This window comes from Ensifer adhaerens (assembly GCF_001270265.1).
Classification (GTDB): Bacteria; Pseudomonadota; Alphaproteobacteria; order Rhizobiales; family Rhizobiaceae; genus Ensifer; species Ensifer adhaerens_B.
Map to the genome: position 1 here is coordinate 95,644 of NZ_LGAP01000005.1, position 16,982 is coordinate 112,625.

Annotated in this window: 15 protein-coding genes; 5 read left to right on the top strand and 10 right to left on the bottom strand. The window is 61.9% G+C overall.

Annotated elements, in window-relative coordinates; all coding sequences use genetic code 11:
- Positions 1 to 94 precede the first annotated feature (94 nt).
- Genes AC244_RS11815 through AC244_RS11835 form a run of 5 tightly spaced genes read left to right on the top strand, consistent with a single transcriptional unit; the run spans position 95 to position 4,193 of the window.
- Entirely contained in the window at positions 95 to 1,171 is a 1,077-nt protein-coding gene (locus AC244_RS11815) for an ABC transporter permease (RefSeq protein ID WP_152975921.1), read from the top strand.
- A gap of 12 nt (positions 1,172 to 1,183) precedes the next feature.
- Positions 1,184 to 2,089 (top strand): ABC transporter permease, encoded by a 906-nt coding sequence (locus AC244_RS11820; RefSeq protein ID WP_053249024.1) that lies wholly within the window; start codon positions 1,184 to 1,186, stop codon positions 2,087 to 2,089.
- Positions 2,089 to 2,928: an ABC transporter ATP-binding protein gene (locus AC244_RS11825; RefSeq protein WP_053249025.1), complete on the top strand. Its 840-nt coding sequence runs from the start codon at positions 2,089 to 2,091 to the stop codon at positions 2,926 to 2,928. Before AC244_RS11820 ends, AC244_RS11825 begins: the two co-directional genes overlap by 1 nt.
- Positions 2,925 to 3,665 carry an ABC transporter ATP-binding protein gene (locus tag AC244_RS11830; RefSeq protein WP_053249133.1) on the top strand — a complete coding sequence of 247 codons (741 nt, stop codon included), beginning with the start codon at positions 2,925 to 2,927 and terminating at the stop codon, positions 3,663 to 3,665. Before AC244_RS11825 ends, AC244_RS11830 begins: the two co-directional genes overlap by 4 nt.
- A gap of 21 nt (positions 3,666 to 3,686) precedes the next feature.
- Complete coding sequence (locus AC244_RS11835) at positions 3,687 to 4,193, top strand: GAF domain-containing protein (RefSeq protein ID WP_053249134.1); 507 nt, start codon at positions 3,687 to 3,689, stop codon at positions 4,191 to 4,193.
- Between the two features lie 47 nt (positions 4,194 to 4,240).
- Here AC244_RS11835 and AC244_RS11840 read toward each other — a convergent pair whose 3' ends face one another.
- The 10 genes from AC244_RS11840 to AC244_RS11885 form a co-directional block, all read right to left on the bottom strand.
- Entirely contained in the window at positions 4,241 to 5,332 is a 1,092-nt protein-coding gene (locus tag AC244_RS11840; RefSeq protein ID WP_053249135.1) for an ABC transporter ATP-binding protein, read from the bottom strand.
- A 236-nt stretch (positions 5,333 to 5,568) separates the two neighbouring features.
- The gene (locus AC244_RS11845) at positions 5,569 to 7,023 is read right to left on the bottom strand and encodes an ABC transporter substrate-binding protein (protein WP_053249026.1); all 1,455 of its coding nucleotides are present in this window, start codon (positions 7,021 to 7,023) and stop codon (positions 5,569 to 5,571) included.
- A 41-nt stretch (positions 7,024 to 7,064) separates the two neighbouring features.
- On the bottom strand, positions 7,065 to 8,093 hold the full coding sequence (locus AC244_RS11850) for a carbohydrate ABC transporter permease (RefSeq protein ID WP_053249027.1): 1,029 nt from the start codon (positions 8,091 to 8,093) through the stop codon (positions 7,065 to 7,067).
- Entirely contained in the window at positions 8,090 to 8,968 is an 879-nt protein-coding gene (locus tag AC244_RS11855) for a carbohydrate ABC transporter permease (protein ID WP_053249028.1), read from the bottom strand. The genes AC244_RS11850 and AC244_RS11855 overlap by 4 nt, the downstream gene beginning before the upstream one ends.
- Positions 8,965 to 9,897, bottom strand: coding sequence for a ribokinase (gene rbsK, locus AC244_RS11860; protein ID WP_053249029.1), 933 nt, complete (start codon positions 9,895 to 9,897; stop codon positions 8,965 to 8,967). The genes AC244_RS11855 and rbsK overlap by 4 nt, the downstream gene beginning before the upstream one ends.
- A gap of 114 nt (positions 9,898 to 10,011) precedes the next feature.
- Complete coding sequence (locus tag AC244_RS11865; RefSeq protein WP_053249030.1) at positions 10,012 to 10,467, bottom strand: RbsD/FucU family protein; 456 nt, start codon at positions 10,465 to 10,467, stop codon at positions 10,012 to 10,014.
- A 153-nt stretch (positions 10,468 to 10,620) separates the two neighbouring features.
- Positions 10,621 to 13,005 carry an aldehyde dehydrogenase family protein gene (locus tag AC244_RS11870; protein WP_053249031.1) on the bottom strand — a complete coding sequence of 795 codons (2,385 nt, stop codon included), beginning with the start codon at positions 13,003 to 13,005 and terminating at the stop codon, positions 10,621 to 10,623.
- A 5-nt stretch (positions 13,006 to 13,010) separates the two neighbouring features.
- The gene (deoC, locus tag AC244_RS11875; protein ID WP_053249032.1) at positions 13,011 to 14,024 is read right to left on the bottom strand and encodes a deoxyribose-phosphate aldolase; all 1,014 of its coding nucleotides are present in this window, start codon (positions 14,022 to 14,024) and stop codon (positions 13,011 to 13,013) included.
- 181 nt (positions 14,025 to 14,205) lie between these two features.
- Positions 14,206 to 14,937, bottom strand: a complete 732-nt coding sequence (locus AC244_RS11880; RefSeq protein ID WP_053249033.1) for a DeoR family transcriptional regulator — start codon at positions 14,935 to 14,937, stop codon at positions 14,206 to 14,208.
- A gap of 216 nt (positions 14,938 to 15,153) precedes the next feature.
- Positions 15,154 to 16,956 carry an aminopeptidase P family protein gene (locus AC244_RS11885; RefSeq protein WP_053249034.1) on the bottom strand — a complete coding sequence of 601 codons (1,803 nt, stop codon included), beginning with the start codon at positions 16,954 to 16,956 and terminating at the stop codon, positions 15,154 to 15,156.
- Positions 16,957 to 16,982 lie beyond the last annotated feature (26 nt).

Consider the following 16,982-nt stretch of genomic DNA (forward strand, 5'->3'; position numbering starts at 1 on the left):
TTTTTGATTTAAGCAAACTTATTTATATACTCCAAGCGAATTCTTGCGCTATCGACAGCCGCGACCGCAAGCGAACGAGGGATGGAATCGCCACGTGGCAAATAACAACACGACTACAGCGCCCGCGCCGACGCGCCGCGCCAGGGCGCAAAGCCCGGGCAGACGACGCCTTTTTTCGTTCCTGGGTTTTCTCGTCACGCTTGGCGTGACCTTCATCGGGCTGCTCGCAATCACCTTCTTCATCGGCCGTATCGTGCCGATCGATCCGGTGCTCGCCGTCGTCGGTGACCGCGCCCCCGTCGCCGTCTATGAGCGTGTCCGCGAGGAGATGGGGCTTGACCGGCCGCTGGCCGCCCAGTTCGTCAGCTATGTCGGCGACGTGGTGACCGGCAACTTCGGCACTGCGGTTTCGACAGGAAAGCCTGTGATCGAGGATCTCGCCCGGGTCTTCCCGGCGACCCTGGAGATGGCGACGCTCGGTATCATCCTCGGCGTGCTGATCGGCGTGCCGCTTGGCGTCGTCGCCGCAAGCCGTCGCGGTTCCTGGCTCGATCAGGGCATCCGCGTCATCGGCCTGCTCGGTTACTCCGTCCCGGCCTTCTGGCTCGGCCTCGTCGGGCTGGCTGTCTTCTACGCGAAGCTGAAATGGGTTGGCGGCCCCGGCCGGGTCGACATCTTCTATGACGGCGTCGTCACTCCGATCACCGGCCTTATCCTCGTCGACAGCATCATTGCCGGCGACCGGGAGATCTTCCGCAACGCGGTCTGGCACCTCGTCCTGCCGGCGTCCTGTCTCGGCTTCTTCTCGCTGGCCTATATCGCCCGCATGACGCGATCCTTCATGCTGGACCAGTTGAGCCAGGAATATGTGACCACGGCGCGGGTCAAGGGCGTACCGGAACGGCTCGTCATCTGGCGCCATGCCTTCCGTCCGATCCGCGTGCCGCTGATCACCGTCATCGGCCTTTCCTATGCCGGCCTGCTCGAAGGCTCCGTAATGATCGAGACGATCTTTTCGTGGCCTGGCATCGGCAACTACCTGACCGTCGCCTTGCTCAACGCCGACATGGCAGCCGTCCTCGGCTCGACCCTGGTGATCGGGGCGGTCTTCATCGGCATCAACAAGATATCGGACGTGCTCTATCGCGTGCTCGATCCGCGTGCGCGCTAGGGAGAAGCGGACATGACAACACTTCGCGACTGGCTGATCGACGACAGCCCCGCCTCGCCGATGCAAGCGCGCCTCGGCAGATTCTACCGGATTTTCGGCGCGCTGATGCACAACCCGCTCGCCGTGGTCGGCGCGATCATCATTCTGGTGCTCGTTTTGACGGCGCTGTTTGCGCCCTGGATCGCAACGCATGATCCGCTGCGCCAGGCGCTCGGCGAACGCCTGCTGCCGCCGAGTGCTGCCCATTGGATGGGAACTGACGAACTCGGCCGGGATATCTGGTCGCGCGTCGTCTACGGTGCACGCATCACGCTTGCGATCGTGACGCTGGTCGCCGTGCTTGCAGCACCCGCCGGCCTGGTGATCGGCGTTGCCGCCGGCTATTTTGGCGGGTGGGTCGATCGCATCCTAATGGGCATCACCGACATTTTCCTATCGCTGCCCAAGCTGATCCTGGCGCTTGCCTTTGTCGCGGCCCTGGGACCAGGCATCGAAAACGCGATCATCGCCATCGCCATTACCTCCTGGCCTGGCTATGCCCGCGTTGCCCGCGCCGAAACGCTAACCTTCAAGAACTCCGAATTCATCTCGGCCGTGCGGCTGCTCGGTGCGTCGAGCCTCCGGGTCAATCTCGGCCACGTCCTGCCGCTCTGCACCTCGTCGATGATCGTGCGCGTCACGCTCGATATGGCAGGCATCATCCTGACTGCCGCCGGCCTCGGTTTCATCGGGCTTGGCGCCCAGCCGCCGCTGCCTGAATGGGGCGCGATGATCTCGCGCGGTCGCTCCTTCATTCTCGACCAATGGTGGGTGGCAACGATGCCCGGCTTTGCGATCATTCTCGTCAGCCTCGGCTTCTGCTTCCTCGGCGACGGCCTGCGCGACGTGCTCGATCCGAAGAGCGGGGAGCAACGCTGATGAACCCGCTTCTCGAAATCGAAAACCTGCGCGTCACCTTCCCGACGCCGCGCGGCGACCTGGAGGTCGTGCGGGGTCTGTCCTTCACGCTCGGCCGCGAACGCCTCGGTATCGTCGGCGAAAGCGGTTCGGGAAAATCGATGACCGGCCGCTCGATCCTCAAGCTGGTGCGTGCACCCGGCCGAGTGACGGCAGACAGACTGACCTTTGACGGCATCGACCTGCTGACGCGCTCCGAACGGCAGATGCGCGCCATCCGCGGCGCGCGCATCTCGATGGTGATGCAGGACCCGAAGTTCTCGCTGAACCCGGTCATGACCATCGGCGAACAGATCGCCGAGGCACTGCTGACGCATCAGCGCCTGCCGCGCCGTGAGGTGAACAACCGCGTTTTCACCATGCTGGAATCTGTCCGGATCGCCGATCCGGAGCGTGTGGCCAAGCTCTACCCGCATGAAGTTTCCGGCGGCATGGGCCAGCGCGTGATGATCGCGATGATGCTGATCCCCGAACCGGATCTGCTCATTGCCGACGAGCCGACATCTGCGCTCGACGTCTCGGTGCAGGCCCAGGTGCTCGACATCATCGATGAACTGGTTAAGCGCAAGGGCAAGGGCATGGGCCTGATCTTCATCAGCCACGACCTCAATCTGGTTTCGAGCTATTGCGACCGCATCCTGGTGATGAACACCGGCGAGGTGGTGGAAGAGTGCAAGGCGGGCGAGTTGATGAATGCCACGCACCCCTACACCCGCGGCCTCATCGCCTCCATCCCGCGTCTCGATGAAACCCGGAACGAGCTCCCTGTGCTCGACCGCAGCGCATGGGCAACGAAATGACGGCGCTTTCTCTGAAGAACCTCGACATCTCCTATGGCGACGTGCAGATCACCCACGACGTCAACCTCGAGATCGCCGATGGTGAGAGTTTTGCTCTCGTCGGCGAGAGCGGCTCGGGCAAGTCGACGGTGCTGAAGGCGATCGCCGGCCTTGCTCCGGAATGGACCGGGGAGATCAACGTCTTCGGCAAGCCGCGCAGCCACGGCATCGAGCGTGCCTTCTCCCGTCAGTGTCAGATGGTGTTCCAAGATCCCTACGGCTCGCTGCATCCGCGCAAGACCGTCGATGCCACGCTCGGCGAAGCGTTGACGATCCACGGCATCGGCGATCGCAGTGCGCGCATCGAAGAGGTGATGGCCTCCGTCGGCCTGGACCGGAAATTCCGCTTCCGCTTTCCGCACCAGCTCTCCGGTGGCCAGCGCCAGCGCGTCGCCATCGCCCGGGCGTTGATGCTGAAGCCGAAGGTGCTTTTACTCGACGAGCCCACCTCGGCGCTCGATGTGTCGGTGCAGGCAGAAATCCTGAACCTGCTTAAGCGATTGCGGCAGGAGCAGAACCTTACTTTCCTGATGGTCACCCACAATCTGCCGGTCGTTTCCTTCCTCTGCGATCGGCTGGCCGTCATGCGGCAGGGCCGCATTGTGGAGGTGGCAGATGTCGCCGACCTCAAGCGCGGTGACCTCAAGGACCCCTATTCGCGTGAACTGATGCACATCAGCGCAGCGCACGCGAATTAATCAACATTCCAAGGACATATGATGAACAGTGAACAGATCGCTGCCGCGTTGGCTGAATTCGACGCGGCGATTGCCAGGGACATCGACGCGGACGCCGTATGGGGCGCGCTTCAGACGCTTTGCCGCCAGGTGATCGGCGCCAAGCTCTTCACAATCATGACCGTCGACATGGTCAACGAGGTCGCCTGTCGTGCCTATACCTCGCATCCCGAGGAATACCCGACGTCCGGCACCAAGCCGATCCGTTACGACAGCTGGTTCGACATCGTGCACAAGGCGCATCAGACATTCGTCGCCAATACGATTGTCGATATCTCCAAGGTGTTCGGCGACCACGAGACCATCTGGGCGCTCGGCTGCGGATCGGTTACCAATATCCCCGTTGTCGTCGGTGGCGAGCTGCTCGGAACTGTGAACTGCCTCGACGTCGAAAATCATTACACACCAGAGCGCGTTGCCCTTTCGAAACACCTGGAGATGCCGGCAAAGCTGGCGTTCCTTGCCGCCGCACGCTCGGCCAAGAACTGATTCTTCGAGACCGGGGGCATCCATTGCCCTCGGTCTTGATCTTTGCTTCAGCGACCGATCGCCATCCCTGTCTGCTTCAGGAAGAAATGCATCTTCTGCGCCTCGATCGGCACCTCGATCGTATCGTCCGGCCTGACACGCGATGCCGCATGTATCTGTCCAGTGAAGGCCGCTTGGCCCACCCTCCCGAGCGCCAGCGTATGCGGCCCAAGCGGCTCGATATCACGCACCTGTAGCGTGAGCTTCGGCGCATCGGCCTCCGACGACATCGTGTGCTCCGGCCGAATGCCGAGCACGACCGCCTGACCGACGAAAGCGCCGAGCTTGTCGGCACGAGCGTCCGGGATGTTGACCGCGATACCCCCATCCGCCTTGAACCACAGCCCACCATTGCCACGTTCGAGCAATCCTTCGACGAAGTTCATGCTCGGAGCGCCGATGAATGCGGCGACGAACAGATTGCTCGGCGCTTCGTAGAGCGTGATGGGATCGGCGGCCTGCTCAATGCGTCCCTGGTTCATGACAACGACACGGTCGGCCATGGTCATGGCCTCGACCTGATCGTGGGTAACGTAGACAGCGGTCGTCTGAAGACGGCGGTGCAACAGCTTGATTTCCGTGCGCATTTCAATGCGCAGCTTGGCGTCGAGGTTCGATAGCGGTTCGTCGAACAGGAAGACATCCGGCTGGCGGACGATCGCGCGACCGATGGCGACGCGCTGGCGCTGGCCACCGGAAAGAGCGCTCGGCTTGCGATTGAGATAGGCGCCCAGATTGAGAATACGGGCCGCCTCGGCGACGGATTTTTCGATGTCGGCCTTCGAGGTGCCCCGGACCTTCATGCCGTAACCGATGTTCTCCGCCACCGTCATATGCGGATAGAGCGCGTAGTTCTGGAACACCATCGAACAATTGCGCAGGCCCGGGCGCAAATCGGTTACGTCACGTTCGCCGATCCGAACCGCGCCCGAGGATGCGGTCTCAAGGCCCGCAATCATGCGCAGGGTGGTGGTCTTCCCGCAACCGGACGGCCCGACGAGAACGACGAACTCCCGGTCGGCAATTTCAAGATCGAGCGGCGGGATGACGGTGACGCTACCGAAGGACTTGGTAATCTGCTCCAACCGGACCTGGGACATGCTGACGCCTTTTCTGCTGACGATAACCGGCGCGACGGTCGGCCGGGACACTGCATAATTCCTCAAATCAGCATCGATTTAAGGAGAAAATTATGCAGCAGGTTTCAAGCGCTACAGCGTCCTTAGCGCGTCATATTTGACGCGCGGCGCTGTAGTGTGCCTGCGACCGGTGTGCCCCGGTCGCAGGCATCAGGAAATCCGTTCCGATTGCTTCGGAGCGGATGGGTTGTCTCATCCTACTTCTGCGGCAGGCCCATTGATGCGCGATAGGCAGCGAGCTGCTTGTCGCGACCGAACTCGTCCGTCAGCTGGTTCCACTGCTCAGCGACGCTATCGAGCGCCTGTTGTGGTGTGACTTCTCCGGCAAGCGCCTTGGAGAGTTCGATCTCAAGCACTTCGGTATAGGAGAAATAGCCCGGCAAACGCATGTCGAGCGCGATGTTCTTCGCGGTGACCGCGTCCTTCTGCGCGCCGAGATACTCCTTGGCTTCACGCTCGGAGAAGATCTTCGACCAGAGATCGAGATTGGTCGTGTGGGAGATGCGATAAGGATTGACGCCGGTACCGCCGGTGATCGCCGCCTGGCCGGAGACGGCAGGGCTCGACAGATACTGGATGTAGTTCCAGGCCGCTTCCTGCTTGGTGGATGATGCGGGCACCGCCGCCTGCCAGCCGCCGAAGGCCATGAAGGAGGTCTGCACGACGTGGTCGAACTTGTCCCACTTCTTGGTCTTGTAGTTCCAGATCTCGTCCGAGCCCGGCAACGGTGCCGAGCCGACACTGCCTGCCACCTTCGACTGCTTCGGGTCGGCGCCGATGACGCCGGTATCGCCCCAGCCGATCGACTCGGCAACCTGGCCGCCGGCAAAGGCCGCGTTCACTTCGCCGAAGGAGAAGTTTAGGGCATTCGGCGGCGCGAGCTTCGACGCGCGGATATATTCTTCGAGGCCGCGGATCCAGCCGGGATTGTTGACCTGTGCATCCATCGTGTCCGGATCGAAGAACATTCCGCCCGGATTGTCGGGGTGGCTGGTGTAGCCGGCGACGTGGCTGAAGAGGAACCAGAACTGCTGACCGCCGCGGCGGAAGGCCTCTGCGGTTCCCCACAGGTTGTTGGAGGGCTGGTTGAAGTACTCAGCAATATCGAGATACTGCTTCCAGCTCTTCGGCGGCGCCAGATCGTAGCCGTATTTCTCCTTGAAGGCCTTCTGGTTGTCGGCGTTCTCGAACAGGTCGATGCGGTAGCTGTAAGTATGGGCGTCACCGTCCATCGTCTGTGACAGGATCTTGCCGTTCCAGACCATCAGCTGCTCGCGATAGACCGGCGCGATATCCTCCCAATCAGCGCCCTTCTGCATATCAGCGGGCATTTCCGACAGGAAATCGGTGAAGTCCGGCGCCCAGGCCGGCGCAAAGGCAATGACGTCAAAGGCATCTTCACCCGATGTCAGGGACGTGACGATTTTCGGGTAGAGTTCCGACCACGGAAACTCGACGACCTTCACCTTGCCGCAGGTCTTTTCCTCCCAACCCTTGGCCGCAAGTTGCAGCGCGGACGCGATATAGGGCCCGGTCTGCGTGGTCGCCGTCAGTTCGACGCCGGAATAATCGGGGTCGCAGGCGAGTGCCGTGCCGGTGCTTGCCATGGCAAGAACACCCAGCGACGCTGATGCTAGTAGCAGTTTCCTCATTCTTTCCTCCCTTGAATGAATTGTTGCCGAAAAACAGGTCGTTATTTGATCGCCCCCAGGAGCAGACCGGAGCGCATGAGCCGGCTGAGAAGCCCGGCCATGATCATCATCGGAATGATCGCCACCAGAGCGGCTGCGGAAATCGCCCACCATTCGTCGCCGCGCTGGCTGTTCTGACCGGCAACGAGGATCGGCAACGTCTGCCATCTCGAATTGGTCAGGAACAGCGCGAACAGGAACTCGTTCCAGACGAAGGCAAGCGTGATCATGAAGGTCGCGATCAGCCCCGGCTTCGACATCGGCAGGACGATGCCGAAGAAGATCCGCCAGGACGGAACGTTGTCGACCATGGCCGCCTCTTCGACCTCCACTGGCAAAGCCTCGAAAAAATCACGCATCAGCCAAATGACGATCGGCAGCGAGAAGGCCACATAGGCGAAGGTCAGGCCGATATAGCTATCGACCAGCTTGAAGCCGAGCTTGCCCATCTCTGTGTACATCAGATAGAGCGCGAAGGCGGCCACGATCGGCGGGAACATGCGCTGGCTCACGAACCAGAAGACGATGTCGTTGTTGCCGAGTTCCGGTCCCGGCAGCCGGAAACGGCTGGAAAATACGGCCAACGCCAGGGCGGCGATGAAGGCATAGATCAGCGAGATCCCCTGCCCGAAACCGAGCACATTGCGACCGAGCAGGAAGCCGCCGAAGGCGATGACGACGAAGATCAGGGCCGACAGCAACCGAAAGCGGAACGTGAAGCGCACCAGCGCATAGGCTGCCATCGCGCCGATGCCCGTCGCGAGGATCGACGCCGAAAGGCCGATGATCGTCGAGGCCAGGAAGGTGTTGTAGAACTGGCCGCGCTGGCCGGACAGAAGCTCGCGCCAGGCCGTCAGGCTCGGCTCGAAATCGACGAAAGGCAGATAGGTCGGGCCGCCGACGACGGCGATCGGCGTCTTGAACGACGTGATCAAGACCCAATAGAGCGGGAAGAAAGTGATGGCGAGCCAGACGAGGCAGCCGCCGAGCGCGACCCAGCGCCGTTTTCCCTTAAGAGTGCGCACGCTCATTTGTGCTTCTCCAGGTACGGCTTGAGGATGGCGAGATACACGAGGCCGATCACGGTGATGACAATCAGGAACAGGAACGACAGCGCCGAGGTGTAGCCGAGATTGAATTTCTTGAAGCCCTCCTGATAGGCAAAGAGCGTCAGCGTCTCGGTCGAGATTCCAGGTCCACCCCCGGTCATCACGAACACGGTATCAATGATCTTGTAGCTTTCGATCAGCCGGATGAAGACGACGGCAACGGAGATCGGCAGGAGCATCGGAAAGGTGATGTCGCGGAACTGTTGCCAGGGCGTGGCATTCTCCAGCGCCGCTGCCTCGTAGACGTCATCGGGCAGCGTTTGCAGTCCGGCCAACATCATCAGGATGACGAAGGGCGTCCATTGCCAGACCTCGACGGCGATGATCGACCCGAGCGCCCAGCTCGTCTGCGTCAGGAAAGGCAAATTGGGAAAGCCAAGCGCGCTCATCAGCTCGTTGAGCGGCCCCATCGTCGGGTTAAGCACCTGACGGGCAATGAGCGCCACTGCGACCGGCGCGACCAGCATCGGCAGGAGAAAGCTGACGCGAAAGATGCCCTCGCCCGGAACCCGGGAATTGAGCGCAAGCGCGACAGAAAGGCCGATCGCATATTGCAGGCCGACGGAGATGAAGGCGATCAGCGTGGTCGTCCCAGCCACATGCCAGAAACGTGGGTTCTGTAAGAGGTCGGCATAGTTGCCGAAGCCAACGAAACGCGCGGGCACCGGCGGCACAAGCCGCATGCTCATGAAGCTGGTGGTCAGCGAATAGACCAGCGGAAAGATAGAGATCACCAGAACGATGATGAGAGCCGGCCAGATGAAGAAGTGCTTGATCGGGTCGTTGCGCGTGGTCATGCGGCCGCCCCTTGCGCAAGGAGAGCCTCGATCTCCGCAAGCGTCGGCATGGCAGGTGCCGTGCCGCGACGGGTGACCGAGATCCCGGCTGTCGCGCAGCCGAAGCGCGCTGCGTCGACCGGGGCCAATCCTCGCGCCAAGGCCGCTGAGAACCCACCGACGAAGGCATCGCCCGCACCGGTCGTGTCGATCACAGGGCCGCTTGCCATCGCCGGGACGAAAACGGACTGGCTTTTATCGTGGAGAAGAACACCTCGCTCACCGAGGGTGATCAGCGCCGTCTTGGCGCCCTTCTTCAAAAGTGCATCCCCGGCCCGCCGCGCATCGTCAGCCGTGGCAATCGCAAATCCGACCAGCGCCGCCGCTTCGGTCTCGTTCGGCACGATGTAATCGCAGAGCGGGTAGATCGTATCCGGGAAGGGTTCTGCCGGCGCCGGATTGAAGACTGTGATCACGCCTGCAGCATGTGCGATTTCCAGCGCTCTCTGGGCGGCAGCCGCGGGCTGTTCGAGCTGGGTAACGAAGATGCGCGATGCTTCGATCGTTTCGCGCGCCGCCTCGACATCGTCGATACCGATCGAGCCGGCCGCGCCGGGATAGACAATGATAGCGTTCTCACCATTCTGGTCGTTGACGTAGATGAAGGCTGCCCCGGTCGGCAGCTCGTCCATCTGGACGATCTTCGGTGTCACTCCCGCCTCCGCATAGGTGCGAAGCGCCATGTCGCCGAATGTGTCGCGCCCGAGCTTCGAAATGAAAGAAACCTGGCTGCCGGCGCGTGCCGCGGCAACCGCCTGGTTCGATCCCTTGCCACCCGGGCCGACCGAAAAGCCGCTCCCGGTGATCGTTTCGCCGACGACCGGCATCCGCCGCGCCAGATAGGCCGTATCGGCCACGAAGATCCCAAGGATCGAAACACCAACCTTCATTCCTGCCTCCCGCGGGTACGTCACGAGAATGACGACACCAGACAAACGTTTGCGATTTCAAGATGTTATGGTGACAAGCTTAGACGAGCCGATCGCAGGCTCACGTTACGTCAGCTAGGTCGTTTCGGGCGGAATGACGCCCTTGGTGAAAAGGAAGCAGCCATAGAAGCGCGTCTCCCCGGTGGTAATGACGCAATAGGCCTTCTTGGCTTCCTCATAGAAGGCGAAGCGTTCGATGCCGTACATCGGCGCAGGCTTGCCCTCGGCGCGGTCGATTTCGGCCTGGACCTCCTGTTGCACACCAGGGATTTCCGTCGGTGCCCCCATGATCTCCATGCGTCCGGCCGATGGCTGCAACGGAGTGTCGAGCGGCAGGACCGACAGGATCGCCTTCACGGCACGGGCGGCAGATACATTGTCGATCCGCAAAAGCTTGCCGAGCGTGGTCTGTCTGGCGATCGCATCGGACGGGAAATTGGTGTCGGAAATGACCAGCGTATCGCCGTGCCCCATGGACCGAAGCGCGTGCAAAACATCGGCATTGAGTGCCGGGTCCAGATTTTTCAGCATCGACAACCCTCCTCCAGACGCCCGCTCGCATGCTTGCGAGTGGCGTGAAACTGTGTAACGCCATGTCGGCGCCACGCTCTCCCAAATTTCCCTTGCAACGTTGCAGCCGCTGCATTCTCGGGCCGGCTCCCCCCGCCCCGAGATGTGGACCCCTTACTCTCCGTAAGGGATCCAGATGTTCTTGACGTCGGTGGCGCGGCGCAGATACGCCTGCCCCTCTGCCGCCGAGCGATCGAACCAATCGGTGGCCTTGCCATAGTCGACGAAGGTCCGCTTCAGGTTGCCGGCTGAGAGCCTTTCGACCACCGTCGAAAGCTCCTGCGTGCCGAAGGCCCAGAGCGCGTCGACGTCGTTGTGGCTTGCCAGCGTTTTTGCCAGTTCCATCGCCGAGCCCGTGACGATGTTGACGACCCCGGCCGGAACGTCCGACGTCTCGAGGATCGAATAGAAATCCGTCGCCGCCAGCGGGTGCTGTTCGCTCGGTACTGCAACGACGCGGTTGCCGGTGGCGATCAACGGCGCCACGAGGCTGATGAAGCCGAGCAGCGGCGCTTCCGCAGGGCAGACGACACCGACGACACCGATCGCTTCGGGCATGGCGAGAGCCACACCCCGCAGCGGTGGCTGATGGACCACGCCTTCGTACTTGTCGGCCCAGGCGCCGTAGCTGAAGAGCCGGGCGATCGACGCCTCGACCTCCGCCTTCGCGTTGGCTGCCGATGCGCCGGTCATCGCGACGATACGGTCTGCGAATTCATCGGCCCGACCACTCAGGTTTTCGGCGATGTAGTAGAGGATCTGTGCCCGATTGTGCGACGTCGCCGACGCCCAGCCGGAAGCAGCGTGCGCGGCAACCACGGCGTTGCGGATATCCTTGCGGTTACCTTCGCCGACCTCGCCGATCACCTTGCCCTTCGGGGAGAGCACGGCACGCGAATAGTTGCCATCCGGACGGGCCTGCTTGCCGCCGATGAAAAGCTTGGCCGTGCGGTCGAGCGACGGAGCCGAGAAATCGCCGGACGCCGGCTTCAACACCGGCTCTGCTGGCGCTGCACGCAGCTTGCGACCCACCCAGGCCTTAGGCTTCAGATATTCGTAGCAACCTTCGCGGCCGCCCTCGCGGCCGAAACCGGATTCACGCTTGCCGCCGAAACCAGCCGCAGCGTCGAAAAGATTGGTGGCATTGACCCAGACGACGCCGGCCGCAAGCTTGGCGGCGACATGCAGCGCCAGGCCGATCGTTTCGCTCCACACGCTTGCGGCCAGACCGTAGCGCGAATGGTTGGCGAGCTGGATTGCCTCTTCCGGCGTGCGGAACGTCATCGACACGGCAACGGGGCCGAAGATTTCCTCGGTCGCGACGATCGATGTCGGCTGCACGTTGGTGAGCAAGGTCGGCGGATAGAAGCTGCCGCGCTTGGGCAGCTCGATCTTCGGCTGATGAAGCTTTGCACCTTCGGCGACACCCTTGGCGACCAGACTCTCGATGCGCTGCAGCTGCACCGGCGCGACGATCGCCGCCATGTCGATTGCCTTGTCGAGCGGGTGGCCGACACGCAGGGTTTGCATGCGCCGCGTCAGGCGCTCGTAGAAGAGCGGTGCGACACCTTCCTGCACCAGAAGCCGCGAACCGGCGCAGCAGACCTGCCCCTGGTTGAACCAGATCGCGTCCACCACACCCTCGACCGCACCGTCGATATCGGCATCATCGAAGACGATGAACGGCGACTTGCCGCCGAGCTCGAGCGTCAGCGATTTGCCGGTGCCCGCGGTCTTCTCCCGGATCAGACGGCCGACTTCCGTCGAGCCGGTGAAGGCGATCTTGTCGATATCCGTATGCTCGACGATCAGCGCGCCGGTTTCGCCCTCGCCGGTCACGACGTTCAGCACGCCCGCCGGCAGACCCGCGGCAGTGGCGAGTTCGGCAAAGAGCAAGGCCGTCAGCGGCGTGAACTCGGCCGGCTTGAGGATGACCGTGTTGCCCAGCGCCAAAGCGGGCGCGACCTTCCAGGCGAGCATCAGGAACGGAAAATTCCAGGGAATGACCTGGCCGACGACGCCAACCGGCACCTGATCGGCAAACTCGGTTTCCTGCAGCTGCGCCCAGCCGGCATGATGGTAGAAGTGGCGCGCCGCCAGTGGGATGTCGATATCGCGTGTCTCGCGGATTGGCTTGCCGTTGTCGATCGCCTCGACCACCGCAATCAGGCGCGCATGGCGCTGGATCAAACGGGCAAGGGCATAGAGGTGGCGGGCACGGGCGTGGCCCGGCAGCTTGGCCCAGGACCCTTGCGCCTTTCGCGCCGCGGTGACCGCATCATCCACGTCCTTGGCGCCGCCAAGGGCTACCTTCGCCAGAAGCGCACCGGTTGCGGGCTCAAAGGTATCGAAGGTCTTGCCGGAGGAAGACGCAACAAAAGCACCATTGATGAAGTGGCCGAACTCGCCCTTGTGGCGCGCCAGCCACTGGCGGGCCTCGGTATCGGCTTCCGGCGCGGGACCATAGGACATTTCGTCAAAATACCTTGCGACTGTCATCGGGATCATCCAATCGGGTGTCGGTTGAGGGCCGAGTAGGCGCCGGTCACGTGGTGCTCCAGCTGCCGTTCGATATCGCCGAGCAGGCTCGATGCGCCGATGCGGAAAAGATCCGGCTCGAGCCACTCGCGACCGAGTTCGTCCTTCATCAGGAACTGGTAGTTCAGGATATCCTTGGCGGCGGAAATGCCGCCCGCCGGCTTGTAGCCAACCTTGATGCCCGTGCGCTCCTGATAGGCGCGGATCATGCGCAACATGACCAGCGTCACCAGCAGGGTGGCGTTGACGCCTTCCTTGCCGGTGGAAGTCTTGATGAAATCGGCGCCCGCCATCATGCAGACGAGCGAGGCGCGGGCAACGTTGCGCAGCGTCTTCAGATCGCCGGTCGCCAGGATCGCCTTGACATGGGCATCGCCGCAAGCGGCGCGGAAATCCCGCATCTCATCATAGAGAGCCTGCCAATTGCCGGTGAGCACATGCTCACGGGTGATGACGATATCGATTTCCCTGGCGCCGTCGGCAACGGAAGCCTCGATTTCGCGCAGTTTGACGTCGTGCGGAATGAGACCGGCAGGAAAGCCGGTGGATACGGCAGCAACCGGAATGCCCGAGCCTTCAAGCGCTTCGACGGCAGTCGAAACGAAACGGTGATAGACGCAGACGGCACCGGTCGTGATACCGCGGTTGCCCATGCCGAGCGCGTCGAGAATGTCCTGGCGCACCGGCTGGCGCGCCTTGGCGCAGAGCCGCTTGACGCGTTCTGTCGTGTCGTCGCCGTTGAGCGTCGTCAGGTCGATACAGGTCACGGCCTTCAGAAGCCATGCGGCCTGCGCGTCCTTCTTCACCGTCCGGCGACCGGGCAGCGTCGAGACGCGCCGTTCGGCAGCCGACAGATTGACACGCTGGTCGACGACCCAGCCGAGATCGAGTTCCGTGCCGTCGTTGCGCGGCCAGTTGTGACCCGAGGCCACCGGTGCCACGACTTTCGCGGTCACATTCTTCACAGCAAGGTCTTCCAAGCGATTGCTCCTCGAACTCCCTGACATCGCAACACGATACCACAGGGGGCACTTTGTCGGTTGCAATTCTCAATTTTGTTATTTTTCTATCGGATATTTGTGAGCATTCCATCAATAACGCCGAGTGTCAAGCGACGCATGTCACGTTTCTGCCCATTGATATTATTTTTTCAGAATATGCTCAGACGGCAAGCGTAGGCGTTTCGCCGTCTTCGGTAATCACTGAGCGGAATACGCTCATGGGCGCAAAGAAAGCCGGCTTCAGCTTGCCGATCTTGCTCCGATCGACGACGAGATAATTTTCGCGGACAAGGGAAATGACCTTCTGCTTCACCGCGACTTCGTGGAAGTGGACGCAGGTCGCCCCCCGTCCTGGATCGACGCCTGCGGCCGAGAGAAAAGCAACATTGATCCCGAGCGAATCGAGCGTTTCCAATCCCGAATTCCCGGAGAACGACGCGGACGACGGATGATAGACGCCACCGAGCATGACGATGCGGACATTGGGCTTTCGCGTCAGCCTGTCCGCGACATTCAGTGAATAACATACGGCGGTGATTGAATAATTTTCGGGAATGAGGTCGACCAGATATTCGAGCGTCGTGCCGCAATCGATAAAGATGGTTTCGTCGGGACGGATGTGCCGGGCAGCATGAACACAGGCCTCACGCTTTGCCGCCGCATGGCTGTCGGCTTCGCGTGCCAGTTCATACGGCATGTCGCCGTCGATATCGCCCGCCGGCACGATGTGACCGCCGAGGAAGGTGAATTGCCCCGGATTATCGGCGACGTCTCGCCGAACAGTCATCTCGGAAACCCCGAGCAAAGCCGCGGCATCGCGCAGGTGGAGAACGCGACGGCCGGAAAGCGCGTCGGCGAGTTGAATGATGCGGGCTGTCTTGCGGTTGACCATGATTGTTCCGTATGTCCGGTCGTTCGAGCAGTAGAGATGGTCGAACAATATTTGTGATAATTATCACAAAGTGTCGTTATTCGACAAGTAAGTTCACACGACCCTGCAAAGACAGACCGCGGAGGCTGCAACGCACGCCTCCGCGGTCCTAAATCTTCGCTTTTGGAACAGCCAGGGGCGGTCGCTCATTGAAACCCACCGCCCCTATTCGTTCGGCTAACTGCCGATCGGGGCGGTGCGCGCTGCCAGCCACGCCGCGGTCTGCGGATCAAGCAAGCCTTCCATCGTCCTGGCGACACGCCAATGATAGGCGTCGATCCATTCCTTTTCGGTTTCGCTCAACAGCCTGCTATCCACGAGCCGCAGATCGATCGGCACCAATGTCAGGCTGCGGAAGCTCATGAAGCCGTCGCCGTCGTCGATCACTTCCACCTGGTTCTCGATACGGATGCCGTATTCCCCAGCCTTGTAATAACCGGGCTCGATGGTTGTCACCATGCCCGGGCGCAGTTCGATCTCGTTGACGCGGCGGTCGAAGCGCTGCGGCTGCTCGTGCACCGACAGGAAATGGCCGACGCCGTGGCCGGTACCGTGATCGTAGTCGAGCCCGAGGTCCCAAAGCGGCCGGCGCGCGAAGGCGTCGAGGTGATGGCCGTAGGTCCCTTTCGGAAATTTGAGCGAGACCATGGAAATCAGCCCCTTGAGGACTGCCGTATAGGCACGCCTGATCTCATCGTTGACAGGCCCAATTGCCGTCGTGCGTGTCGCATCCGTCGTGCCGGTGAAGTATTGCCCACCGGAATCCAGCAGATAGACGCCACGTGAGGTGATCGGCGCGTTGCTCTTTGCGCTCGCCGCGTAATGGCACATGGCGGCATGGCCGGCGGCGGCCGAGATCGATCGGAAGCTCGGCTCGACGAACGTCTCCTCCATCTGCCGGAAGGCGAGGATACGATCCTCCGCCTCCATTTCGGTCACGGGCCGTCCCTCCTGCTCCCGCTCGGCCGCATTGGCCTCAAGCCAGGCGAAGAACTTGATCCACGCGGCGCCGTCATGGCTGTGGCAATCGCGAAAGCCCTGGAGTTCGACCGGGTTCTTCAGCATCTTGGCAAGCGTGATCGGGCTGCGCAAAAGGCGGACGTTGCCGCCGGCCCCACGCGTCGCATGGGCGACTGCCGATGGGGCGAAGCCGGGATCGACGAGCGCTACACGCCCGGCGGCGACCGTCCGGACGCGGTCAAGAAGCACTTCCGGCGCGGACATCGTCACGCCGTCGAGCTCGAAGTTCGAGAGATCGTTGGACAGTTTGCGGTGGTCGACGAGCCATTCGACCCGACCATCCCTGTCGGCGATCATGAAAGATTGCGGCATCGGATTGAAGGCCACGTCGCGACCGCGGACGTTCAGGAACCAGGCGATATTATCTGGCTGCGCCTCGATCAGGAGATCGGCACCGTGCTCCTCCAGCATCTGGCCAATGCGGCGCTTCTTGTCGGCGACGCTTTCGCCGGCATAGTCGCGCGACAGGGCAATGACATTGCCAAGCGGGCGTTCGGGCTGGTCCGACCAGATCGCGTCAACGAGATCATCCGTCACGGCAACCCACTCGGCGCCGGCGGCGGCGACGGATTGGCCGCAATCGACATCCCAGGTCGACGGCAGCAGCATCGAATTGAAGCCGACGCGTTCGCCCTTGCGCAGGTTCTTTCGCAGCCAGTCCTTTAGAGGTGCATCGTAGAAATGCTCGATTGCGAAGCTGTCGACGTCGATCTCCTGCCGAACCTGCACCTGGTAGCGGCCGTCGACAAAGATGGCCGCGCGGTCGCGCATGACGATCGCCACGCCTGCCGATCCGGTGAAGCCGGTCACGAAGGCGAGCCTGTTGTCATGGGGCGCACAGTATTCGCCCTGATGCTCGTCGAACCGCGGGATGACGTAGCCGTCCAGTCCTTGCTCGTCGAGTTCGCGGCGCAGGGCCTCGATCCGACCGGAGGCGTCCTGCCTGTCTTTCGATGTCATGTCGTCTTTCCCTGTTGGATAATGGT